This is a genomic window from Streptomyces durocortorensis (assembly GCF_016901035.1).
Taxonomy (GTDB): Bacteria; Actinomycetota; Actinomycetes; order Streptomycetales; family Streptomycetaceae; genus Streptomyces; species Streptomyces durocortorensis.
On sequence record NZ_JAFEUF010000012.1, the window covers coordinates 16,608 to 38,411 of the forward strand.

At 71.4% G+C, this 21,804-nt stretch carries 22 protein-coding genes and 2 pseudogenes; 13 read left to right on the forward strand and 11 right to left on the reverse strand.

Annotation, left to right across the window (positions count from 1 at the left end; genetic code table 11):
* The first annotated feature begins 33 nt into the window (after positions 1-33).
* The 4 genes from JS521_RS04400 to JS521_RS04415 all read left to right on the forward strand — a co-directional run bounded on the left by JS521_RS04400 (position 34) and on the right by JS521_RS04415 (position 3,948).
* A complete protein-coding gene (locus JS521_RS04400; protein ID WP_205081387.1) occupies positions 34-1,059 on the forward strand; it encodes an MASE1 domain-containing protein in 1,026 nt (341 codons plus the stop codon).
* A 372-nt stretch (positions 1,060-1,431) separates the two neighbouring features.
* Positions 1,432-1,626: an antitoxin gene (locus JS521_RS04405; RefSeq protein WP_023607830.1), complete on the forward strand. Its 195-nt coding sequence runs from the start codon at positions 1,432-1,434 to the stop codon at positions 1,624-1,626.
* Positions 1,627-1,913: 287 nt separating this feature from the next.
* A complete protein-coding gene (locus tag JS521_RS04410) occupies positions 1,914-3,518 on the forward strand; it encodes a sigma-70 family RNA polymerase sigma factor (RefSeq protein WP_205081388.1) in 1,605 nt (534 codons plus the stop codon).
* A 52-nt stretch (positions 3,519-3,570) separates the two neighbouring features.
* Positions 3,571-3,948: a VOC family protein gene (locus JS521_RS04415; protein WP_205081389.1), complete on the forward strand. Its 378-nt coding sequence runs from the start codon at positions 3,571-3,573 to the stop codon at positions 3,946-3,948.
* Positions 3,949-4,074: 126 nt separating this feature from the next.
* Here JS521_RS04415 and JS521_RS04420 read toward each other — a convergent pair whose 3' ends face one another.
* Entirely contained in the window at positions 4,075-4,416 is a 342-nt protein-coding gene (locus JS521_RS04420) for a hypothetical protein (protein ID WP_205081390.1), read from the reverse strand.
* Between the two features lie 41 nt (positions 4,417-4,457).
* Positions 4,458-6,131, reverse strand: a complete 1,674-nt coding sequence (gene ctaD / locus JS521_RS04425; RefSeq protein ID WP_205081433.1) for an aa3-type cytochrome oxidase subunit I — start codon at positions 6,129-6,131, stop codon at positions 4,458-4,460.
* 83 nt (positions 6,132-6,214) lie between these two features.
* Here ctaD and JS521_RS04430 point away from each other — a divergent pair, with 83 nt between their 5' ends.
* A complete protein-coding gene (locus JS521_RS04430; RefSeq protein WP_307847769.1) occupies positions 6,215-7,183 on the forward strand; it encodes an NADPH-dependent F420 reductase in 969 nt (322 codons plus the stop codon).
* A 183-nt stretch (positions 7,184-7,366) separates the two neighbouring features.
* Here JS521_RS04430 and JS521_RS04435 read toward each other — a convergent pair whose 3' ends face one another.
* From JS521_RS04435 to JS521_RS04445, 3 genes are read right to left on the reverse strand one after another with little or no spacing between them, the layout of a single operon-like run.
* Positions 7,367-7,705: an Asp23/Gls24 family envelope stress response protein gene (locus tag JS521_RS04435; RefSeq protein WP_205081392.1), complete on the reverse strand. Its 339-nt coding sequence runs from the start codon at positions 7,703-7,705 to the stop codon at positions 7,367-7,369.
* Positions 7,702-8,427: an Asp23/Gls24 family envelope stress response protein gene (locus JS521_RS04440; RefSeq protein ID WP_372448550.1), complete on the reverse strand. Its 726-nt coding sequence runs from the start codon at positions 8,425-8,427 to the stop codon at positions 7,702-7,704. Before JS521_RS04440 ends, JS521_RS04435 begins: the two co-directional genes overlap by 4 nt.
* On the reverse strand, positions 8,424-9,011 hold the full coding sequence (locus JS521_RS04445) for an RNA polymerase sigma factor (protein WP_205081394.1): 588 nt from the start codon (positions 9,009-9,011) through the stop codon (positions 8,424-8,426). The genes JS521_RS04440 and JS521_RS04445 overlap by 4 nt, the downstream gene beginning before the upstream one ends.
* Before the next feature lie 211 nt (positions 9,012-9,222).
* On the opposite strand from JS521_RS04445, the gene JS521_RS04450 reads away from it, so the two are divergent.
* The 5 genes from JS521_RS04450 (at position 9,223) to JS521_RS04470 (ending at position 12,339) form a co-directional block, all read left to right on the forward strand.
* On the forward strand, positions 9,223-9,747 hold the full coding sequence (locus JS521_RS04450; protein WP_205081395.1) for an Asp23/Gls24 family envelope stress response protein: 525 nt from the start codon (positions 9,223-9,225) through the stop codon (positions 9,745-9,747).
* 16 nt (positions 9,748-9,763) lie between these two features.
* Positions 9,764-9,979 (forward strand): hypothetical protein, encoded by a 216-nt coding sequence (locus JS521_RS04455; protein ID WP_205081396.1) that lies wholly within the window; start codon positions 9,764-9,766, stop codon positions 9,977-9,979.
* Entirely contained in the window at positions 9,976-10,998 is a 1,023-nt protein-coding gene (locus JS521_RS04460) for a DUF6286 domain-containing protein (protein ID WP_205081397.1), read from the forward strand. The genes JS521_RS04455 and JS521_RS04460 overlap by 4 nt, the downstream gene beginning before the upstream one ends.
* Before the next feature lie 4 nt (positions 10,999-11,002).
* Positions 11,003-11,593: a hypothetical protein gene (locus tag JS521_RS04465; protein ID WP_205081398.1), complete on the forward strand. Its 591-nt coding sequence runs from the start codon at positions 11,003-11,005 to the stop codon at positions 11,591-11,593.
* Positions 11,594-11,820: 227 nt separating this feature from the next.
* On the forward strand, positions 11,821-12,339 hold the full coding sequence (locus JS521_RS04470) for an SRPBCC family protein (protein ID WP_205081399.1): 519 nt from the start codon (positions 11,821-11,823) through the stop codon (positions 12,337-12,339).
* A gap of 299 nt (positions 12,340-12,638) precedes the next feature.
* Here JS521_RS04470 and JS521_RS04475 read toward each other — a convergent pair.
* Together JS521_RS04475 and JS521_RS04480 are read right to left on the reverse strand one after the other, a co-directional pair.
* Positions 12,639-13,739: pseudogene (locus tag JS521_RS04475) on the reverse strand (IS701 family transposase); the annotation flags it as partial.
* A gap of 179 nt (positions 13,740-13,918) precedes the next feature.
* Positions 13,919-14,761, reverse strand: a complete 843-nt coding sequence (locus tag JS521_RS04480; protein ID WP_205081401.1) for a pentapeptide repeat-containing protein — start codon at positions 14,759-14,761, stop codon at positions 13,919-13,921.
* A 140-nt stretch (positions 14,762-14,901) separates the two neighbouring features.
* On the opposite strand from JS521_RS04480, the gene JS521_RS04485 reads away from it, so the two are divergent.
* Positions 14,902-15,396, forward strand: coding sequence for a hypothetical protein (locus tag JS521_RS04485; RefSeq protein ID WP_205081402.1), 495 nt, complete (start codon positions 14,902-14,904; stop codon positions 15,394-15,396).
* A 65-nt stretch (positions 15,397-15,461) separates the two neighbouring features.
* Entirely contained in the window at positions 15,462-15,689 is a 228-nt protein-coding gene (locus JS521_RS04490; protein ID WP_205081403.1) for a hypothetical protein, read from the forward strand.
* Positions 15,690-15,754: 65 nt separating this feature from the next.
* Here JS521_RS04490 and JS521_RS04495 read toward each other — a convergent pair whose 3' ends face one another.
* Positions 15,755-16,855 carry an enoyl-CoA hydratase/isomerase family protein gene (locus JS521_RS04495; RefSeq protein WP_205081404.1) on the reverse strand — a complete coding sequence of 367 codons (1,101 nt, stop codon included), beginning with the start codon at positions 16,853-16,855 and terminating at the stop codon, positions 15,755-15,757.
* A gap of 183 nt (positions 16,856-17,038) precedes the next feature.
* Between JS521_RS04495 and JS521_RS04500 the strand changes: the two genes are divergently transcribed.
* Positions 17,039-19,171 (forward strand): SpoIIE family protein phosphatase, encoded by a 2,133-nt coding sequence (locus JS521_RS04500; protein ID WP_205081405.1) that lies wholly within the window; start codon positions 17,039-17,041, stop codon positions 19,169-19,171.
* 333 nt (positions 19,172-19,504) lie between these two features.
* Here the strand turns inward: JS521_RS04500 and JS521_RS04505 are convergent, their stop codons facing one another.
* From JS521_RS04505 to JS521_RS04515, 3 genes and pseudogenes are all read right to left on the reverse strand, one after another.
* On the reverse strand, positions 19,505-20,140 hold the full coding sequence (locus JS521_RS04505; protein ID WP_205081406.1) for an LAETG motif-containing sortase-dependent surface protein: 636 nt from the start codon (positions 20,138-20,140) through the stop codon (positions 19,505-19,507).
* A 276-nt stretch (positions 20,141-20,416) separates the two neighbouring features.
* Complete coding sequence (locus tag JS521_RS04510) at positions 20,417-20,905, reverse strand: GNAT family N-acetyltransferase (RefSeq protein ID WP_205081407.1); 489 nt, start codon at positions 20,903-20,905, stop codon at positions 20,417-20,419.
* A gap of 39 nt (positions 20,906-20,944) precedes the next feature.
* A pseudogene (locus JS521_RS04515) lies at positions 20,945-21,712 on the reverse strand (DUF6397 family protein); the annotation flags it as partial.
* Positions 21,713-21,804 lie beyond the last annotated feature (92 nt).

A 21,804-nucleotide genomic window follows, 5' to 3' on the forward strand; every position in this document is an offset into this window, starting at 1 on the left:
GACTCCCGCCGCGGTCGGTGTCTGATGAGTCGTGTGATCCGCAGCAAGGAAGCCAGACGTCGGGCCGTGTACGTGGCGCAGGTGCTGGGCGTGGCCGGCGCCTACTACCTGGCGGGGCGGCTCGGGCTGATGCGGCAGGTGGTCGTGGACGGCGCGGTCGTCACTCCGCTGTGGCCGCCCACCGGTATCGCCCTGGCCGCGCTGCTGTGCCTGGGCGTCCGTGTCTGGCCGGGCATCGCGCTGGGCACGCTGGTGACGGTCACCGAGATCGGCGACGCGTTCACGGTGAGCCGTCTGGCCATCATGCTCGGCAACACCGTCGCTCCGCTGGCCGCGTACGCCCTGCTGCGGAGGGTCGGGTTCCGCAATGAGCTGGCCCGGCTGCGGGACGGGGTCTGTCTGGTCTTCCTGGGCGCGTTCGCCGGGATGCTGATCAGCGCCACCATCGGCAGTTTCACCCTGTTGCTCGACGACAAGGTTCCGCCGGGGCGGTTCTGGCTGGTCTGGGCGTCCTGGTGGGCGGGGGACGCCATGGGCGTCCTGGTGGTCACCCCCGTCCTGCTGATCCTGCGCGGGGTACGGTGGCCCCGCCCGAGCGACCGGTGGCTGGAGGCGTCGGTCCTCGCGGCCGTCGTGGTCGTGTCGTCGTTGATCGCCACGCGTAGTTCGCTGTCGATGATCTACCTGGTGTTCCCGGTGGTCATCTGGGCGGCCCTACGCTTCCAGCTGCCGGGCAGTGCGCCGTGCGCCCTGGTCGTCTCGGTGCTCGCGATCGTTGCCGGTACGGACGCTCTGGGGCCGTTCGCGGGGCACAGCCTGATGGAGATCATGGCCAACCTCTCGCTGCTCAACGGGTGCGTCGCGCTCACCGCGCTGCTGCTCGGGGCCATCGTCGCGGAGCACAAGAACATCCGCCGTGAGACGGAATACGCCGTCGAGGAACTGGAGGCCCTGGTGGAACAGCTCGCGCCGCTGTCGGGGCCGGCCGCGGCCCGGTACGAGGACAGACCGCGGCGGCACGGCCCGCTCGACGGCGGACCTCACCCGGACCATCGGTGACCCGTGCGGTCACGGGGTCCTCGGTGACCCGTACGGACGCGGATCACCGGCAACTCGTCCGGACGTACCGGCGCCTCGAGAGGGTGGGCGGCGCCGACGGTCAGTACGGCAGAGGGCGGCCCGACGGGGTGCGCAGATCGAGCGGCGGGGGCCCCGAAGGGGGCGGGGGACGACGGACAACGACTCGGATGCGGCCCATTGCCACCACCTCCTCCTGGTCAAACGGTATGTGCCCAGTCGGCGCGGGTTCACACTTCCGGCGCTCCCCGGGCCGGTCAGCCCGGGTCGCCCCGGCCCCGGCGCGGATGCGGGCGGGGCCCGGTGCGGTGACCCTTGATGTGCGGGGGGGCGCAGAGTCGACGAGGAGGACGCATGTCCGCAATGGACAAGATCAAGAAGATGCTCAAGGGCCACGAGGACCAGGCCGGCAAGGGCGTCGACAAGGCCGGCGACATGGTCGACGACCGTACGCAGGGCAAGTACAAGGGTCACGTCGACACCGCCCAGGACAAGCTCAAGCAGCAGCTGGGGACGGACCGCGACCAGGACGGGCCGCCCCGCGCCTGAACCGCCCCGCCGGTGATCGGGCGGCCGATGCCAGGCCGCCTGCAGTCCCGGGGACCGGTCCGTGTCACGGATCACCTTCCGTGACACGGACCGGTGCGCGGAGTACGTCGGGGCCGCTGTGCCCGGTGGTTCCGTGGGCCCGACGAGCCCCGCGGAAGCAGGGGCGGCGGAAGGCCGCGGCGAAGGTTTCCGGGGTTTCCCGCCGGATTCTTGTTATCGTCCCGCCCTCACCCCATCTCCCGAGTGTGGGAAGTGACAGCACCGGACCCCGGAAGAGTGAGCACAGCATGGGCAAGGATCACCCGACGGTCTTGATCGCGGCCGCACAGGGCGGCGACCAGCAGGCCAAGGACCGGCTCGTCTCGGCGTACCTGCCGCTGCTGTACAACGTCGTCGGACGTGCGCTGGACGGTCATGCGGACGTGGACGACGTGGTGCAGGAGACGGTGCTGCGGATGCTCCGGGGCCTGCCCGAGCTGCGCGACCCTGAGCGTTTCCGTTCCTGGCTGGTCGCGATAGCCATGAACGAGATACGCACGCACTGGCGCGAGAAGCAGTCGGGTGCGATGCCGGCGGACCGGCTGGACGCCGCGTACGACTTGCCGGATCCCCGCGCGGACTTCGTCGAGGTGACGATCCTGGAACTGGGCCTGACCGGGCAGCGGCGGCAGGTGGCGGAGGCGACGCGCTGGCTGGACGAGGACGACCGTGCCCTGTTGTCGCTGTGGTGGCTGGAGACCGCCGGGCATCTGTCCCGGGCCGAGGTCGCCGCCGCTCTCGAACTCTCCCCGCAGCACACCGCCGTACGGGTGCAGCGGATGAAGGCCCAGCTGGAGGCGGCGAGGGTCGTGGTGGGCGCGCTGGCGGCGGAGCCGCCGTGCGTGCTGCTGGAGGACATCACGGCCGGTTGGGACGGCGTCCCCTCCGCCCTCTGGCGCAAGCGGCTGGCCCGTCACGCCCGCGAGTGCACGGTGTGCTCGGGCCACGGCTCGGGTCTGGTGCCCGCCGAGGGGCTGCTGGTGGGTCTCGCGCTCGTCCCGGTGGCCGCGGCGGCGGGAGCGGGGGCGGCTCCCGAGCTGCTCGCCACGGCGGCGCACCTCCAGGCGCCCGCTCCGGGCGCCGACAGTGCCGGGGCGGGGCGCGCCGAGCGCAGACGGGTGCAGGCCCGGCGGCGCCGCCGTAACTCGGCGGTCGCCGCCGTGGTCGCGGTCGCGGCACTGGGCACGGGCGGTGCGGCGGTGCACCTCTACACCGACGGCGACGAGCGGGACGCGACGACGGTCACGGCCGACGCTCCGGCCCCCCGTACGGAGGTGCCCACGCCGGCCGCCCCGACGTCGTCCCCCTCCCCCTCGGCGTCCAAGTCGCCCAGTGCGTCGGAGTCCCCGAGCCCCTCGAAGAAGCCGAAGCCCAAGCCGAAGCCGAAGAAGAGCACGACTCCGCCGCCGGCTCCCAGCTCCGCCGCTCCGGCCCCGAAGCCGGACCCGCCCGCGCCCGCACCGCCCGCCCCGTCGGGGATGGCCGACCAGGTCGTCCAGCTGGTCAACGCCGAGCGTTCCAAGGAGGGCTGCGGTCCGGTGTCCGTCAACGACCTCCTGAACACGGCTGCGCAGCGGCACTCCGCCGACATGGAGGCCCAGGACTACTTCTCGCACACGTCGCAGGACGGCCGGGATCCGGGCGACCGGATCACCGCCGCCGGATACCGGTGGTCCACCTATGGCGAGAACATCGCCAAGGGCCAGCGGACGCCGGCCGACGTGATGCAGTCCTGGATGGACAGTCCGGGGCACCGGGCGAACATCCTCAACTGCTCGTTCAAGGAGATCGGCATGGGGAAGCAGGATTCCGGCGGCGGTCCGGTGTGGACGCAGGTGTTCGGGGCCCGCTGAGCCCGCGCACGCGGTGCACGCGGCGTGGCCGGCGGATGCCTACGATGCGGTCATGATCGCTGAGCTGGAGTGCGTGGTCCTGGACTGCCCGGACCCGAGAGAACTGGCCGCCTTCTACGCGTCGTTGCTCGGCGGCGAGGTCGACCGCCCCGACCGGCGGTGGGAGTGCGACGCGGACTGGTCCACCCTGCACACGCCCGGTGGACGCGTCCTCGCGTTCCAGCGGGTGGCCGGCCACCGGCCGCCTCGCTGGGCCGACCAGGACCCGCCCCAGCAGTTCCACCTGGACTTCGGCGTCTCCGACCAGGAACGGGCGCACCAGGAGGTCCTGGAGCGTGGAGCGTCTCTGCTCGACGCCGGGGACGGGGGGCGGAGCTGGCGCGTGTACGCCGATCCCGCCGGCCACCCCTTCTGCTTGGTACGGCACTGACCGTTCCGGCTCCGCTCCCGTGCTTCGGGCTCGTACCACAGCCTCGTACCACGGGGGCATACCACGGGCTCGTGCGGTGCGGCCGGGTGACCCGGCCCCACCGGAGCACGCCGGAGCGCACCGGGATCAGCGCAGGACCAGCGTCAGCGCCGTGCCGAGGCAGGTCGCCGCGGCCACCGCACCGACCGAGAGGGCGATGCAGCGGGCCCGGAGCCGGGCGTAGCGCCCCGTGTACTCCTCGCGCAGTTCGTCCGCGCGGTCACGGATGCGGGTGAGCGACTCCCGGGCGGCGGCGACGCGTTCGGCGATGAACACCCGCTCGACGTCCTCGCGCTGCGCCGTGGTCAGCCAGGGCAACTCGTCGGTGAAGCGGCGTGCCTGCCGTCGTGCCCGTTCCACCTCGGCGTTCCACAGCAGGAAGCCCTCCAGCTGCGCCAGGCCCCGGGCGCTGTCCTTTTCGGGTTTCACCTGTCCTCCTCTGCGTCGCGTCGTCAGGACCGGGGCCGACTTCACTCGTGCCGGTCCCCCGGGGCGACGATCTTGGAGTTGTCGGGACGGTTGGTGGACTCTTGCAGGGAGCGAACCGCCGGGTGGTGCAGGTCGAACGCCGGGGATTCGGAACGGATCCGCGGCAGGGTGACGAAGTTGTGCCGCGGCGGCGGGCAGGAGGTCGCCCACTCCAGCGAACGGCCGTACCCCCAGGGGTCGTCGACCTCGATCTTCTTGCCGTACCTGGCGGTCTTCCAGACGTTGTAGAAGAACGGCAGGAGCGACAGGCCTAGCAGGAACGAGGAGATCGTCGAGATCGTGTTCAGCGCGGTGAAGCCGTCGGCGTCGAGATAGTCCGCGTAACGACGCGGCATGCCCTCGGCGCCGAGCCAGTGCTGAACGAGGAACGTGCCGTGGAATCCGACGAAGAGCGTCCAGAACGTCATCTTCCCGAGCCGTTCGTCCAGCATTTTCCCGGTGAACTTCGGCCACCAGAAGTGGAATCCGGCGAACATCGCGAACACCACCGTGCCGAACACCACGTAGTGGAAGTGGGCGACGACGAAGTACGAGTCAGAGACGTGGAAGTCCAGGGGCGGTGAGGCGAGGATGATCCCGGTCAGACCGCCGAACAGGAAGGTCACCAGGAACCCGACGGCCCACAGCATCGGGGTCTCCAGGGAGAGGGAGCCTTTCCACATCGTGCCGATCCAGTTGAAGAATTTCACCCCGGTCGGCACGGCGATGAGGAACGTCATGAACGAGAAGAACGGCAGCAGCACACCGCCGGTGACGAACATATGGTGCGCCCATACCGTCGCGGACAGCCCCGCGATGGCGATGGTGGCCGCGATCAGTCCGATATAGCCGAAGACCGGTTTGCGGCTGAAGACCGGGAAGATCTCGGTGACGATGCCGAAGAACGGCAGGGCGATGATGTAGACCTCGGGGTGGCCGAAGAACCAGAAGAGGTGCTGCCACAGCAGTGCGCCGCCGTTGGCCGCGTCGAAGACATGGGCGCCGAATTTACGGTCGGCCTCCAGCACCAGCAGAGCCGCGGCGAGGACCGGGAAGGCCAGCAGGACCAGGACACCGGTCAGCAGGACGTTCCAGGTGAAGATCGGCATGCGGAACATCGTCATGCCGGGGGCGCGCATGCAGATGATCGTGGTGATGAAGTTCACCGAACCGAGGATCGTGCCGAAGCCGGAGAACGCGAGCCCCATGATCCACATGTCGGCGCCGATACCGGGCGAGCGGACCGCATCGTTGAGCGGGGCATAGGCGAACCAACCGAAGTCCGCCGCCCCCTGAGGGGTAAGAAAGCCCGCCACCACGATGAGCGAGCCGAAGAGATACAGCCAGTACGCGAACATGTTCAGCCGCGGGAACGCCACGTCGGGCGCGCCGATCTGCAGCGGCATGATCCAGTTCGCGAATCCGGCGAACAGCGGCGTCGCGAACATCAGCAGCATGATCGTGCCGTGCATCGTGAACGCCTGGTTGAACTGCTCGTTCGAGATCATCTGGATACCGGGACGAGCCAGCTCGGCCCGCATCACCAGGGCCAGGAGTCCCCCCACGCAGAAGAACGCGAAGGAGGTGACGAGGTAGAGCGTACCGATCGTCTTGTGGTCCGTCGTGGTCATCCACTTGATGACCACATTGCCGGGTTCCCTGCGCCGTACCGGCATTTCGTCCTGGTCGGCGGTATCGGTCTCCACCGGTTGCGAGATGCCCCTCGTCGTCACTACGACGCTCCTTCGGTCGACGGCCCGTGTGGACTCGGCGACCAGAATGGACCCGCGGCGATCGGTGCGGTGGGACATCCTTCCCCGTCCGGTGCGAGCGGCCGACAAGGACACTCAAATGGCCTACGGCGAATGGTCCGCCCTCGGTCCGCGCAATCGAAAGCGCATTTCAACGCCCGGGAGCCGATCGAATATTCCCTCGCGGAGAACGGAATAGCTTCTCAGGAAGCGGAGTTGGTGAAGCGACAGAACCACCTCCCTCCGCTCACCCTCGCTTCTCTCCACTCCTCCCCCCATCGTCCAACCCACTCGGCAAGCTTCGAAAGGTCGGATCCATGAAGATCGGCATCATCGGCGCGGGCAACATCGGCGGCAACCTGACGCGGCGGCTGACCGCCCTCGGTCACGAGGTCGCGGTCGCCAACTCCCGCGGCCCCCATACGCTCACCGCTCTCGCCGAAGAGACCGGGGCGAAGCCGGTGACCGCGTCGGACGCCGCGAAGGGCGCCCAGGTGGTCGTGGTCACCGTGCCGCTCAAGGCCGTGCCCGACCTGCCCGTCGGCTTCCTCGACGGCGTCGCGGAGGGCGCCGCGGTCATCGACACGGGCAACTACTACCCACAGCAGCGCGACGGCCGCATCGCCGCTATCGAGGACGGGCTGCCCGAGAGCCGGTGGACGGAGCAGCAGATCGGCCACCCCGTGATCAAGGCGTTCAACGGCACGTACGCCCAGGACATCCTGGACCGGGGCCACCCGCAGGGCACCCGGGGCCGGCAGGCGCTCCCGGTGGCCGGCGACGACCCGCGGGCGAAGCAGGTGGTGCGCGACCTCATCGACGAGCTGGGCTTCGACACGGTCGACAGCGGCGGCCTGGACGACTCGTGGCGCCAGCAGCCCGGCACGCCGGTGTACGGCAGCCGGGGCGATGTCGACGACATCGCGAAGGCGCTCGCGGAAGCGTCCCCGGAGCGCACGGCGGAGTGGCGCGCCTGACAGCGGGCGTCCTTCTGTGAGGGAAGACCGGCGAAGACTCCGGCCGGGCGGGCGACGGGGGTATCCGCCCGGCCGGATCGTCGGCTGCCCGAAACATTCCCCTCACATCGTCGGTTTGTCCTTGGACCGCGCCGTCACCTCATCCGATGCCCTCCGACCACACGGTCACATCGTCGACCGCCGTCAGACCACTCCAGTCACGGTGATCCGCACCGAGACTGCGGGCTCCTCGGGCAACGCCGCGAGGACCGCCGTCCGTACGGCCCGGGTCACGTCGAGCGCCCGGTGACCGCGGCGCAGCACGAGCCGGATGTCCAGGCGCCAGCCGCCGCCCTCGTCCCGGCCGACCCGCACGCCGGGCGTCCGGTTCCCGGTGAGTGGGGCACGGCGCTGGGTGCGGTCGGTGATCCGGGTGCGCAGCAGGTCCGCGACGCCGGGGCGCAGGAAGGCGACGCCCGGCACGCCGCGAGCAGCCTCGGCCGCCGCCCCGGCCACCCGGTCCCGGCTTGTGTCCGCGGTCATCGCGCTGCTCCCGTCCCGTATCCGTCGGCCCGGCCGTCCGCGTGATCGCCGGTGGCTGTGTCCGTGCCGTCGTTCCCTTCGCCGTATCCGCCGTGGCCGGAGGCCTCGTAGAAGACGTCAAGGCTGTCGACGGGGTCGAGGATGTCGACGACGAGGACGTCCGTGGTGGCGAGGCGGATGCCGATGTCCCGGTCGGCGACCTCGGCGATCCGTGCGCGCACGGCGTCGGCCAGGTCCCGCATGGGCACGCCGAGACTCGCCGCGACTTCGACCCGGACGTGCAGTTCCCCGGTGGGGTCCTCATGGTCGAGGGGGGTGACGCGGCAGCTCCCGGCCCGCACCCCGGGCAGCCCGTCGACCGCCGCCCGCAGCATCCGCGCGACCGCGGCCTCGACCATCCAGTGGTCCTCCTCCGGTTCCCCGAGCGGCAGCGGACGGCCCGGGCGCAGTTCGAGCCGTACGAGGTCCATCACACGGGCTGTCACGGCCGTGGCGTCCGGTGGGCCGGGCTCCTGCGCACAGGAGCGGCGCACCGCGTCACCGAGGCCCTTGAGGTCGGCCAGGGCTGCCGAGCAGTGGGGGCAGTCTGCGAAGTGGGGGTCGTCCGACGAACGGCCGGTGTCCCAGGCGTCCCAGACGTCGGTGAGCAGTCGCCCGCAGTCGAGCCGCTCGTCCTCCTCCTCGTACCGGCTGTCCTCCGGCCGGTCCCGGTTGGCGCTCATCGCCATGCGCTCATCGCCTCCGTCAGGGAGCGGCGGGCACGGAAGACCCGGCCACGGACCGCCTGCAGACTGATTCCGACCGTTTCCGCGATGCTCTCGTACGACAGTCCCTGCATCTCGCGCAGCACCCAGCACACGCGCTGTTCGGGTGAGAGGGCCGCCATCGCCTTGGCCAGCGCGTCGGCGGCGGCCCGCGACTCCGCCGCACGGGCGGGGGACGCCTGGTGCTCGGGGGCGGCCTGCTCGGGCACCGAGTCGAGGTCCGCCGCGGGTCTGCGGGCTCTGAGCCGGTTGAGGCACCGGTTGGTGACGATGCGGTAGAGCCAGGTGTGGAAGGAGGCGTCACGGCGGAACTCGGGGAGTTTGCGCCAGGCGCTCACGAAGGCGTCCTGCACGGCGTCCTCGGCGTCCGCCCGGTCCCCGAGGACGCGCGTCGCCAGCTGCAGCATCGTGGGACCGTGCCTGCGCACCAGCACTTCGAAGGCATCCTCGTCCCCCTCCCCGGCCCGCACGACCAACAGCGCCTCGTCGGACGGCACGGCGTCCGGCACGCGCTCCGTCAGCTGATTCCCGTCACCGGGCACGGACCAACTCCTTCCCTGCTCATTTCCACGACGCTCGCTCCCGCTTCTTTCCCAGCGTCCTCATGACCGCTTCTCGTGGTTGGACACGGCGCCGGACCGAACGTCACGCACCCGCGGGAGAAATTTCTGCGAACCCGCGTGACGAATCGGCGGACGGCGTGTCCAACGAGATGTCAGGCAGAACGAGCCGAGCGATATGCGAGGAGTTTCCATGACCACCACCCAGGCAGCAGCAGCCTTTCCCGCCGCGGGCACCCCTTCGGGCGCGGGCGGGCCGAAGCAGAGCGGCTCCACGGGCGGGACGACCACGCTCGGCAGCGGGGCCACCGGTGCGGCCGAGCCCGCGGCGACGCGGGGGCGCACCTCCATCGCGGACACGGTCGTCGTGAAGATCGCGGGGATGGCTGCCCGGGAGATCCCCGGCGTTCACGACATGGGCGGCGGCCTCTCCCGCACCCTCGGCGCGGTCCGCGACCGGGTGCCGGGCGGGCGTCCGAACATCGGGCGGGGCGTCAAGGTCGAGGTGGGCGAGCGCCAGACCGCCATCGACCTCGATCTCGTCGTCGAGTACGGGGTCGCGATCACCGATGTGGCGCATGACGTCCGGGAGAACGTCATCGCGGCGGTGGAGCGGACCACGGGCCTTGAGGTCGTCGAGGTCAACGTGACGGTGAACGACGTGCATCTGCCCGAGGACGACGACGAGGCCGCCCCGGCCGAGACCCGCGTGGCGTGACGGCGTGACACGGCGGATGGACGAATCGGGCCCGGCGGGCGGTGCGCCCGGCCGGGGCGTGGTCGGGGCTGCCGCGGGCATGGCGCTGGGATTCGCGGGCTGGTTCGGGGGGTTCGGGGCGTTTCTCGTGGTCGCGTCGCTCGGCGCGGTGGGCTGGTTCGCCGGGCACCTCGTGGACCGTGGGACCAGCTTGCGCGAGTTCCTGGACGCGGTGGCGGGGCGGCGGCCATGACGGTCCCCGCCACCGGGCGTGGCACGACGACGGTGGCTCCTCGCGCCGTGCGGCGGATCGCCGAACGGGCGGCGGCAGAGGCTCTGCCCGACGGCGGCGCGGTGACCCGTGGCTCCGCGTCGGTGCGCGGCGCCTCCGCGCGGGTGACGCTCCGCCTCCGACTGCCGTATCCGGTACGGGCAGATGAGACGGCCGGGCTGATCCGCGACCGTGCGCGGAGCCGGACGGCGGCACTGACGGGCCTGTTCGTCCCCCACGCCGACATCCGGATCGACGCGCTCTCGGTACTCCCCGTGCCACCGGCCCGGCAGCTCACGGACGGTCAGCCCCCAGGGGCCGACGCTACGGCTAGCGGAGTTGAAGCCGCCGCCGGGATCGGTGGACGGGGCGGCCGGATCCGTGCTCAGCGCCGGCTCCCTGCGGCGGTGACGGCGATCGTGGGGGCCGCCGGCTGCGCGCTGCTCCTGGTCGACGTCATCTCCGTCCGGCTCGGCGGCACGCCGGCCGCCTGGCGGACCTGGCTGGTCGACTGGGCGGCGACGCACAGCCCGGCGGACGCGGCGGTCAGGGTCGGCGGAGTGGTGGCAGCGCTGACCGGTCTCTGGCTGCTGGGGTGCGCCCTGCTGCCGGGGCTGCGGCGCGGGCTGACCATGGCCGAGCCCGGGCCGCAACTGCGGGCGGCGCTCGACCGAACGGCCGCCGCTCGGATCGTCCAGGACAGGGCCGCCACCGTGCCCGGGGTGGTTCGGGTCCGGGTGCGTGTGCGGCGGCGGCGCGTGCGGGTGCGGGCAGATGTGGGGTTCGGCGATCCGCAGCAGGTACGCGCCGAGGTGGTACGGGTCGTCGGAGCTGCCCTGCCGGAGCTGGCCCTGGCGCGAACGCCCGCCCTGCGGGTCCGGGTCCGGAGTGAGCCGCGCGGGCTGCCGCCGACGACCGAGGAGTCGGCGGAGTCCCCGGCGGCTTCGCCTGGAGTGCCGGCAGCTTCGGCTGCGGCTTCGACTGAACGGCAAGAGGGGTGAGGGAATGTCGGTGATCAGGCGGGGCGTGGTCAACCGGTCGCTGCTCGGTGCTGTCGGGCTGGTGCTGCTGGCCGGCGGCAGCTGGCTGGCCGTGGGTGACGGTTCGGCGTGGGCCCCGATGGAGAACCGTCTGCCGCACTGGTGGCCGGTGCCTCCGGCGGACGGGGTGCTGCTGGACCGCGGGCTGCTGGCACGGCTCCGGGAGAACGGCTGGTGGAGTCCCGCGCTGATCGCCGGGCTCGCCGTCGTCCTGTCTCTGCTGGTGTGGTGGCTGGCCCGTCAGGCGTTGTCGGGCGGTCCCCGGTGGGCGGTGCTGCCGCGGACCGGGCCGGTGCTGCGCAGGCGCGCGTGGGAGCGGGCGATGACAGCGCAGGCAGCGGCGTTCGACGACGTGGCGCGCGCCCGGGTGCGCCTGGTGGACCGGCCTCTGCGGGCCGCTGTCACGGTGGTCGTGGAGCCCGGGGCTCGGCCGGCGGAGGTGGTGCGATCCGTGGCCGGGGTCATCGCGGACGCCCGTGCCAGCAGCGGAGTCCGTAGCCTGTCGGCCGACGTACGGATACGGGTCGTGAACCGACGGGAGCGGCGGACGCGTTGAAGCACTGCGGACCCGGGTTCGGGGCGGGGCGGGACGGGAATGCGCCACGGTCGTCCGGTCGGTGCCACCCACGGTGAGCGAATCCGTGCCTGCCTCGGTGCACTGTCCCATCCCGTCACCCGACAGAATCTACCCGCGAGTAAGGTATGGCCTCCGGGATGTCGGCTCCACGGTCCGTACGGCACCCGGGCGTGGTCCGTCGACGGCCGTGGACAAGGAGTCGCGCCATGCCCCGCACCATGTCCGTAGCGGACAGCATCATCATCGACGCCTCCCCGGCACGGGTCTACGAACAGCTCAGCGACCCCACGGCGATGGGGCGTTGGAGCCCCGAGAACCGGGGCGCGACCGTGCACGGCGACCGGCACGACGCGTACGTCGGGATGGTCTTCGAGGGCCGGAACAAGCGCGGTGCCGCCCGCTGGACGACCCGGTGCACGGTGACGGCGGCCGACCCCGGCGAACGCTTCGCCTTCCGGGTGCACGCGATCGGCCTGCGACGCCCTCTGCTCCCGGGGCCGATCGCCACATGGGAATACCGTTTCGAGGCTGTGGACGGGGCGACCCGGGTGACCGAGACCTGGACCGACGACCGCCGTCGCTGGCCGGACTTCCTCGCCAACGCCTTCGACCGCGTGGCGACGGGCGGGAAGACCTTCGCGCAGTTCCAGGGCGGCAACATCCGTACGACGCTGAAGCGTCTCAAGGCGGCGCTGGAGGCAGACGCCCCAGGAGCCGGAAACTAGCCCGCCGGAGCGGCTAGTACTCCAGCCGGACTTCGGTGTATGTCCTGGTCAACGGCTTGAGCGTGGGGATTTTAGCGGGGTGGTGCCGGGTGTGGGGCGGGTTCGCCTGTCCTGTCCCGCGAAGGAGTGGCCGCGCCGTGTGTAGTGACAGCGGCGGGCCCGGGCCTGGTGTCGGCGGCGCCATCTCGACCACTGCATTGCATGGTTGCCCTGTCGAGCAGGACGTCGGCGGGTAGTTGCCAGTAGACGGCGGATCTCGGCCGGGGTGAGGTCCACGAGGTCGGGTGTGTCGTGACCGGCTCCCCCTTTTGGCGCTCTTGAGCGGCGGTAACGGCGAGAAACGCGTGGGCGAGCATGGCGAGGGTGATGTGCCGGTGCCAGCCGACGTAGCGGCGGACTTCGTACTGGTCCAGGCCGCATTCGTTCTTCGCGCTCTGGAAGCACTCCTCGATCTTCCAGCGGCACCCGGCGACCTGAACGAGATCGGCGACGGTGGCGTCCAAGGGGGCTGATGCGAGGAAGTAGGCGAGCTCGTCGGGCTTGGCGATGCTGCGGCGGGCGAGCATCCAGCGTTGTCGGGTGGGCTCGTCGCCGTCGAACTCCCAGACGGCCGGCAGACGGGCGGCAGCCCAGTCGTAGAGCCGAGGTCCCTTGGCGCCGTCGCCGCAGGAGAGCCGCTGCCATGCCTCGTCGGGGGCCTGGCCGATGAGGTGGTCGATGCGGGGGCCGTGGACCTGCTGGGATTTGGGCACTGCCATGACGTAGGACAGGCTGGCGTCCTCCAGAAAGCGTCGGAAGCGGGAGTCCTGTCCGTAGGCGGCATCGGCCGCGACCCAGGTGACGGGCAGGGGGCCGGCCTGCGCGCGCAGGACCATGGTGCGGGCCAGCTCGTTCTTGGTCGCGAATGGGCGATTTTCGGGGATGCGGGCTGTGCGGCAGCGTTCGGGGTCGTCGGTCCAGGACTTGGGGAGGTAGAGCTCGCGATCGACGAGAGCGTGGCCGCGGGTGGTGGCGTAGGCGGCGAAGACGCCGATCTGGCAGTTCTCGGTGCGGCCGGCGGTTCCGGAGTACTGCCGTTGCACCCCGGCGGAGGTGGTGCCCTTCTTGACGAATCCGGTGTCATCAATGATCAGGATGCCCTCGTCGGTGCCGAGGTGTTCGGCGACGTATCCCTGCAGGTCGTTGCGTATCCCGTCGGCCTCCCAGCGGCTCTTCCCCAGGAGGTGCTGCAGCCCGTCAGGGGTGGGGTGCCCGGCGAACTCGGCCAGTTGCCAGGAGTTCTTGCGCCCCACGGGCCCGAGCAGTCCTCGCACGTAGTCCCGCATCCGGCGTCTGGGCTCGACGCGGGGGAAACGGTGTCCGATCCGCAAGAAGAGTTCTTCCAGCTCTTGTTCCCACACGGAGGCGGGTACGTCATCGATCACATGCGATGGCTGTCCCCGCCACTGTCACTACACACGGCGCGGCCACTCCTTCGCGGGACAGGACAGGCGAACCCGCCCCACACCCGGCACCACCCCGCTAAAATCCCCACGCTCAAGCCGTTGACCAGGACATACACCGAAGTCCGGCTGGAGTACTAGGCGGCCCAGTGCGGAGGGCGGCTCAGAGATGTGGGGAGGGCTGTATTCGCGTTGCCCTTCGCGGCGTTGAGCTGGGCCTGGGTCAGGAACAGGCTTCCCGTCAGGTCGGCGCCCGAGAGATCGGCGTCACGGAAGTCCGCGCCGATGAGGTCGGCCAGGCGGAGATCGGCGCCGGTGAGATCGGCGGCGATCAGATAGGCCCCGCGAAGGTCCGCTCCGCGCAGGTCGGCGCCACGCAGGCGGGCCCCGATGAGGTCGGCACCACGGTGGTTGCGCTTCTTACGGCGGGGCGCGGCGGCCCGGACGAGTTCGCTGGTGCGCAGAAGCAGACCGGCGACTCGGTCACGGTGACCGGCGACGTCGAGTTCGGCGAAGTCGACGGCGGGGCGCTCGGTGTGCCGTTCCGTCTCTTCCAGGGCTCGGCGGATCTCGGTGTGCAGGGGGCGTGCGTCCGGGAGCGTGAGGGCCTCGGTGAGGTACCACAGCAGTTCGTGGAGCTGCCTCATGACCGGGAACACCTGGAACATCTGGGCGGCGAGGTCGGGGGACGAACGCCAGTCGCGGCCCCCGTACGTCGCCTGGGAGACCTTCTGCCCGGCGCCGAAGCAGTCGTACACGGTGCAGCCGGAGAAGCCCTTCGGGCGCAGCCGGGTGTGGATGCCGCAGCGGAAATCGTCCTGAAGGTTGGGGCAGGGCCGCCCGGCGTCCTTGTCGATGGCGAAGTCCGACGAAGCCGTCAGCGTGAGTGCGACACAGCAGAGAGCGAAACAGTTGGTGCAGTCCGCGCGCAGAGCCTCCCGTGCATGGTCGGGCACGGCGATCGAATCGTGGTCGGGCACGGGTGGCGGATCCTCGCTTGGATGGTGCTGCGGACAGTGCGGGTGTAGAGCACACGAGTCTACCGAGGAGCCGGGGAGCGGCGCTTGTGCCTGCTGCTGCCGGTGCACACTGGGCGCCGTAGGTACGACGAGGGGGGCGTATGAGCAGCGAGGAGAACACCGGGTTCGAGCCCGCGACCGGCGACGGTCCACCGCCTGCCGAGCCCGCGGCGGTACGGGCCGCTTCGGTGCGGACCGCGTTCGAGGGGCTGCTGCAGATCCGTCGGCTGACGGGTGATGGGCGGCCCGACCCTGTGGCGGCCCCGGCTCCGTGGGAGCTGAACCGCCCGGTGCGGGCGGTCGCCTTGGCGCTGGAGAGCTCGGGGGCGACGCCTTCGGCCGTCGACCCGTCGGGGCGTCGTGTGTCGGCCGGATACCGGGTGGGTGACGGGGAGTCGGCGGGTTCGGTACGGGTCGAGTGGGCCGGGCCGCCCGGCAGCGGGGCCGCCCACGACGAGGAGGAGGCGCTGGCCGGCTGTGCTTCGGCCTTGCGGGAGCTGGGTTGGACGGTGCTGCTCTACCGGGGGCCCCGCAGGCGGCGCTACCTGGAGGTGGAGCCGCCGAGCGGGTTGTCCGGCGGGCACGGCCGGGCTTGAGGCGGCGTTGTCAGACCCATGAGAGATGCTTGACGGTCCGACAGCTCTGAGGAGGAGATGCTGAGATGGACAGCGACGAACTCGCGGCGGCGCAGGCGTACGTCCGCCTGTTGGAGGCCACCCGGGCAGCACTCGCGGACCCCGGCGGCGCACCGGTCTACCTGCCGCTGCTCACCTCTCCGATGAGGGAGGCCGACCAGGCCCTACGCAGCGCGGGGCTGACGGGCAACGAGGACCGGCTGTTCGCTCTCGTCCGGGCGTTGCAACCGAGCCTTTCCGGCAGCGACAGATAGGCGCGCCGCAGGGGCGGCGGTGGGCGAAGCCGCGTCGGGCCACCCCCTACCCGGCCTGTTCCTCCCTAGGTGGGGGTGTCGGTAGTGGGGGTGTCCGTGGGGCCCGGAGCGAGACCGAGTTCTTGTTCGCCGGGGCCGAGCGGTGCGAAGAACCGGTCGACCTCCTGGTCGTCGACCTCGGCGAGGGAGCCCGGCTTCCACTGCGGGGCGTTGTCCTTGTCGATGATCCGGGCGCGCACGCCTTCCACGAAGTCGGGGTGCTCGAACGCCCGGCTGGAGACCCGGAACTCCTGGTCGAGGACGGCTTCCAGGCTGTCGAGTCGGGCTGCCCGGCGAACCGCGGCGAGCGTGACCTTGAGGGCGAGGGGCGACTTGGTCAGCAGTTCGTCCGCCGCCGTCCGCGCTGCGGGCACGCCGCTCTCGCGCAGCCTCCGGACGATGTCCTCCACGGTGTCCGCCGCATAGCAGGCGTCGATCCAGTCGCGTTGCGCGGCGAGCTCGCCGGTGGTCGCCTCCGTGGTGAACCCCTGGACGATGCCAGCAGCCGAAGCGTCCGAATCGGCCGGCTCGCCCAGTGCTTCGGTCAGAGCCGGCAGGAGGTGGGCAGGAACGTGGTGATCGGCCAGGCCGCAGAGAAGGGCGTCGGCCGCCCCGACGGAGCGGCCGGTGAGCGCCAGGTGGGTGCCCAGTTCGCCGGGGGCGGCGGCCAGCAGGCGGGTGCCTCCGACATCGGGCACGAAGCCGATCGCGGTCTCGGGCATGGCGACGCGTGAGCGTTCGGTGACGACCCGGATTCCGGCGTGGGCCGACACCCCGACCCCGCCGCCCATCACGATGCCGTCCATCAGGGCGACGTAGGGCTTGGGGAATCGGGCGATGCGGGCGTTCAGGCGGTACTCGTCCCGCCAGAACTCCAGGGATGCGCGTCCCGAGGCCCGGGCGTCGTCGTGCAGAGCCCGGATGTCGCCGCCGGCGCACAGGCCCCGGTCGCCCGCCCCGGACAGCAGCACCGAGTCGATCGCCTCGTCCTGCCCGGCGCGGGCCAGGGCCTCGTCGAGGAGCCGCACCATGGTGTGGCTGAGGGCGTTGAGGGCCCTGGGACGGTTCAGTGTGAGGTGCATGCATGTGCCCCTCGTCTCCAGCAGGACGGGTCGGTCGTCGTTCATGCGTGCGCTCCGCTCGCTGGGCTCATGGACACGTAGGACGCATCCATGGTCGCGGACGGCCCTCGGTTGCCGTTCCGCGGCCCCCGGACCGGCCGCTGTGGCACTTCGCTGGATGCGGCTCGACAATTGAGGCCTACGGGGCGCGCCGACGCACTGCCCCGCCGGACGACCTCCGGAGCAGGAATGACCGACGACGAACGGCGGCAGGACGCCGAAGCCTCTCCGCTCCGCCGGATCGACCGGAAGACCAACGGTGAGATCCGGCCGACGGAACGCCTCGCCATGAATCGGACCGGCAGCTTCGACTGGGATCTGGACTCCCGGACTCTGGACATCGACGAGGCCGGGCTCATGGTGTTCGGCGTGGATCCGGCGACGTACGACGCACGGCCGGGTGCCCTGCTGGAGCACCTGGAACCGGCGGAACGGGCCCGGCTCGACGTCACGATCGACGAGGCCATCACCGGCGGCAGCAATTCCTACAGCGTCCATTTCCGCGTACCGCTGGACGACGGGACCACGCAGTGGACCCATGTCCAGGCCCGCATCCTCCGATCGAAGGACGGAAGAGCGCACCGGATCGTGGGCGTCGTCCGGGACGCGACGGCTGAGGTCACCCATTCGGCCTTCGTTCTCGATCTGGAAAAGCGGCGGCAGCGCCAGACCAATATCGTTGAACGCACAACGAGTGCGATGTCCCGCGCGGTGACCGTGGACGATGTGACGGCCGCCCTCACCGGACCCGGCGGGCTGGCCCGGCTCGGTGCGGACGGTCTCGCGCTGGGGCTCGTGGAGAACTCCGCGCTGAACATCGTCGCGCTGAGCGGGGAATCGCTCGAAGTGCTCGACGGGCTCGGCTCCGGCGACCTCGACCGCAACCTCCCGCTCGCGGACACCATCCGCAGCGGACGCCCCCGCTTCATCACCTCGCTCGCCGCACTGGCCCGGCGCTACCCGGAACTGGAGCCGCATCTCGGCAGGCTCAGGTTCCGGGCGGCGGCGTATCTCCCGCTGGTGGCCCAGGCCCGGTCGCTCGGCGGGCTGGCCCTCTTCTACCGCGAGCGCACGGTCTTCAACGCCGACGAGCGCATTCTGTGCCTAGGGCTCGCCGCCATCGTGGCCCAGTCCCTGCAACGGGCGATGCTCTTCGACGAGGAGCGGGAGTTCGCCACCCAGCTCCAGTCCGCGATGCTCCCGCCCCGGATACAGGACGTCGAGGGCGGCGAGATCGCGGTCCGCTACCACGCCGCGTGGAGCGGCCGGCAGGTCGGCGGCGACTGGTACGACGTGATCACCCTGCCCAAGAACCGTTACGGGCTGGTCGTGGGGGACGTCCAGGGGCACGACACCCACGCGGCCGCGATCATGGGCCAGTTGCGCATCGCCCTGCGCGCGTACGCCTCCGAGGGGCACCCGCCGGCCACCGTGCTGGCACGGGCCTCCCGCTTCCTCGCCGAACTGGACACCGAGCGCTTCGCCACGTGCACGTACGCCCAGGTCGACCTGGCGTCCGGAGCGGTGCAGGTGGTGCGGGCCGGGCACCTCGGCCCGTTGATCCGCCACGTCGACGGGCGGGTCGGCAGTCCGCAGGTGCGCGGCGGGCTGCCGCTCGGCACTTCCACGGATCTTCTGGACGAGGAGTATCCGGAGACCCGCCTCGACCTGGTGCCCGGTGAGACGTTCGTGCTGTACACGGACGGGTTGGTGGAGGAACCCGGGGCCGATCTCGACGCCGGGATCGACGCGCTGCGCAACGAGGTCAGCGCCGGGCCCGCAGGAGCGGAGGCGTTGGCCGATCACCTGTCGGAACGGCTGTGGGAACGGTGGGGGTCGGGGGACGATGTGGCGCTTCTGGTCCTGCGCCGCAGCCCGGACGTGGGTTCGTCGCACGCGCCGCGGCTCCACCAGTACATCCACCAGGCGGACCCGGAAGGGCTCTCGGACGCCCGGGCGATCGTTCGGCAGGCCCTCGCCGACTGGGACATGGCCGAGTTCGCCGACGACGCGGAACTCGTCACGGGCGAGCTGTTGGTGAACGTGCTCCTGCACACCGAGGGCGGGGCGGTGCTGACGTTGGAGGTGCTGCCCGAACCGGTACGGCGGATCCGGCTGTCGGTCCAGGACCGGTCCAGTGCCTGGCCCCGGCGGCGGACACCGGGTGAGACGTCCACCTCCGGCCGGGGACTGCTCCTGCTCGACGCGGTCGCCACGCGCTGGGGGATCGAGCCCCGCGGCGAGGGCAAGGCCGTCTGGTGCGAGATCGGCCCCACTCCCCCGCCGGCCACCGCGCCGCCGCCGGCGGTCGCGGAGCGGTGACGGACGAAGAGGGGGGGGGGGGGGGGGCGGGGGGGGGGGGGGGGGGGGGGCGGCCCCACGGACGCGGGCGCGCCCGCGCCGCCCCCCCCGCCCGCCCGCCGGCGCGGGCGGGGGGGGGGGGGGGGGGGGGGGGGTGTGGTGGGTTGGGGGGGTGTCTCTCCGGCCGTGGGCCCCCCCCCCCCCACCCCCTGACCACGGCTCGTACGGCCTCAACCGCGGCTCATGCGGCCTCGACCGCCGGTGTCGGACGGCTCCCGGCCGCTTCCTGCGTTCCTGCGGCTCATGAGGTCCGCTGCCACATACTGCCGACGCGGGCCGCTGAGCGCGGGAGCGTCAGTTCTGGGCGGTACGGCGCTTGCGGACGGCCCACAGGATGCCGCCACCGGCCAGCAGCACGGCGACAGCGGCGCCGCCGATGACCGGGGTCGTCGACGACGAACCGGTCTCGGCCAGGTCCGGCGAGCTCGGGCTCGGGGCGGGCACGGCGGGCGCGGACTCCGAAGGCTCCTCGCTGGGCGTGTCGCTCGGCTCGGGCGTCCCGGTGGACGGCGTCTGCGACGGGGTGGGCTCGCTCGGAGTCTCCTCGGGCGGCGTGGGGCTGGGCTCCTCGTCGCACACCTTCGCCGTCTCCGACTTGTCGATGGAGTGCTTGCCGTCGCCGTCGGCGTCCTTGACGACCAGTCGGACGGTCACCGGCTTGTCGTGCTCGGGGAGCGTCAGCTTCTTGTGGAACTCACGGCCGAACGTCTCGGTGGGGAGCAGGTCCTTGCCGTCCACCGTGACGGTCACCGTGTTGGGGACGTCGCTCGTGTAGTTGGTGAGGTCGACAGTCACCTCGGAGCAGGTCACGGCCCAGGTGGGGGTGTGAGCCGCGGCCGGACCGGCGGAGATGACGCCTCCGGTCAGACCGACGACCGCAGCGGCCACGAGTGCTCCCGCGCCACGCCACGATCTCCTGGGTATGGTCATGGATTCTTCCTCCAGATACATCTCATCGCCCGAATGGCGGTGAGGCGCACAGTACTGCCATCGCCCGCGAGCACCGCAGCCGCCCCGTGCGTTACCGGACGCACCAACTCCGGTCATATCGCCGCTACTTCCGGCAAGGCGGGCAGCCACCCCGTCGTCCTGTCCTTCGGCGGTGGCCGGATGAGAGCGTGGACTGCGCATCTATCTGAAGCCGTTCCCTTCAGCCTCCGCGCCTGCTCCTGCTGATCGGGATGTGGCGACGTGAGCCCCGCGTCGTCACAGAGCCTTGTGCATGATGTGAATTCCCACATAGCCCTGGGTCGGGTGGTTGAAGCCCTCCGGAAGGGTGCCGATCACGTCGAAGCCGATCGACCTGTACAGCTTGAGGGCATGGGTGTTCGTCTCGACCACCGCGTTGAACTGCATCGCTCGATACCCTTCGGCCCGAGCCCAGTCGACCGAGTGCTCGCACAGCGCCCGCCCCACGCCACGGCCGGAGTGCGCGGGGTCGACCAGGTAGGTGGCGCTGGCGATGTGGGAGCCGTTACCCATGTGGTTGCGGTTCATCTTCGCCGTGCCGAGCACCGTTCCGGCGTCGTCGACGGCGACGACCACGCGGCTCGGCGCCGGGACGAACCACCATCCCTCGGCGTCCTCCTTGCCGAGGTCGAGCGGGTAGGTGAGCGTCTCGCCCGCGGAGACGATCGCATGGAAGAACGGCCAGATGGCGGGCCAGTCCTCGGAGGTTGCTTCCCTGATCAACATCCGGACAGGATGCCCCATCCGAAGGATCGGCGCGAAACGTTATCCAGCGCCCCGACCACGCCATCCCAACCTGGCGAGCAGCCCCTTCCCGGTCGGCCGGTGCGCCGTAGCGGAACGTAGTGCCCCGGTGCCGGCGGGCGGCGTCGCCCGGGCTCCCCCGTCGTCCCCGGGGCGAGGGGCCGGCCGGTCCTCGCGTGCCCGGTCCAGCTCCAGGGTCAGGTTGACCCGCCGCCAGAGAATTTCGTCGGGGTCGTCGGCCAGCATCAACTCAGCCATGGCCTCCCTCGCCGCCATGGACCCCGGGCGTCCGAAGACCGGGTCGGGCCGGACCCGTACGAGATAGGCGCGTTCATAGGGGTCGTCCACCACTTCGGCCAGTTGCACCGGGTCCAGTGCCGACGCCTGGACCGCCGTGCGCGCCCAGGGGTCCGTCGTGCGGTTCAGCAGCCGGTCGATGCGTTGCGAACGCCAGTTGCGCGCCCGCCGGTCGTCGCCCGCATCCAGCATCGTGCGCATCCCCACAGGCGTCCGCCCGGCGAGCAGCGCGGGCTCCCGTGCCGCGAAGGCGGCGAGCTCGTCCGCGAGGTAGAGCCAGACCACCGCGCGATACCGGTTCAGATAGAACGTGACCGGTGATACGCAGCCCGTCCGGGCCAGCCGGGTGAACCGTGCCGGTGCGATGTCCAGCAGGGCCGCTCCTTGCGCCGTGCCGACCGTGCGGACCCGCTCCACCAAGGCGTCGGGGAAGCCCGGTTGCTCCCGCAGGCGCGCGATCTCCTCCTCATGCACCCGTGGTCGCCCCCCCCCCCGGGCGGCGCCGGCCGCCGCCCGCCCCCCCCCGCCCCCCCGCACCCCCCCCCCCCCCCCCCACCCCCCCCACCCCCCCCCCCGCCCCCCCA

Bases quoted from the DNA above. Each gene is read 5' to 3' on its own strand.
- JS521_RS04415 (WP_205081389.1), top strand. From the start codon at position 3,571: ATGATCGCTGAGCTGGAGTGCGTGGTCCTGGACTGCCCGGACCCGAGA.
- JS521_RS04410 (WP_205081388.1), top strand. From the start codon at position 1,914: ATGGGCAAGGATCACCCGACGGTCTTGATCGCGGCCGCACAGGGCGGC.
- JS521_RS04485 (WP_205081402.1), top strand. From the start codon at position 14,902: ATGAGCAGCGAGGAGAACACCGGGTTCGAGCCCGCGACCGGCGACGGT.
- JS521_RS04505 (WP_205081406.1), bottom strand. From the start codon at position 20,140: ATGACCATACCCAGGAGATCGTGGCGTGGCGCGGGAGCACTCGTGGCC.
- JS521_RS04440 (WP_372448550.1), bottom strand. From the start codon at position 8,427: ATGAGCGCCAACCGGGACCGGCCGGAGGACAGCCGGTACGAGGAGGAG.
- JS521_RS04460 (WP_205081397.1), top strand. From the start codon at position 9,976: ATGACGGTCCCCGCCACCGGGCGTGGCACGACGACGGTGGCTCCTCGC.
- JS521_RS04465 (WP_205081398.1), top strand. From the start codon at position 11,003: ATGTCGGTGATCAGGCGGGGCGTGGTCAACCGGTCGCTGCTCGGTGCT.
- JS521_RS04500 (WP_205081405.1), top strand. From the start codon at position 17,039: ATGACCGACGACGAACGGCGGCAGGACGCCGAAGCCTCTCCGCTCCGC.
- JS521_RS04405 (WP_023607830.1), top strand. From the start codon at position 1,432: ATGTCCGCAATGGACAAGATCAAGAAGATGCTCAAGGGCCACGAGGAC.
- JS521_RS04435 (WP_205081392.1), bottom strand. From the start codon at position 7,705: ATGACCGCGGACACAAGCCGGGACCGGGTGGCCGGGGCGGCGGCCGAG.
- JS521_RS04490 (WP_205081403.1), top strand. From the start codon at position 15,462: ATGGACAGCGACGAACTCGCGGCGGCGCAGGCGTACGTCCGCCTGTTG.
- JS521_RS04495 (WP_205081404.1), bottom strand. From the start codon at position 16,855: ATGAACGACGACCGACCCGTCCTGCTGGAGACGAGGGGCACATGCATG.
- JS521_RS04510 (WP_205081407.1), bottom strand. From the start codon at position 20,905: ATGTTGATCAGGGAAGCAACCTCCGAGGACTGGCCCGCCATCTGGCCG.
- JS521_RS04470 (WP_205081399.1), top strand. From the start codon at position 11,821: ATGCCCCGCACCATGTCCGTAGCGGACAGCATCATCATCGACGCCTCC.
- JS521_RS04450 (WP_205081395.1), top strand. From the start codon at position 9,223: ATGACCACCACCCAGGCAGCAGCAGCCTTTCCCGCCGCGGGCACCCCT.
- JS521_RS04455 (WP_205081396.1), top strand. From the start codon at position 9,764: ATGGACGAATCGGGCCCGGCGGGCGGTGCGCCCGGCCGGGGCGTGGTC.
- ctaD (WP_205081433.1), bottom strand. From the start codon at position 6,131: ATGCCGGTACGGCGCAGGGAACCCGGCAATGTGGTCATCAAGTGGATG.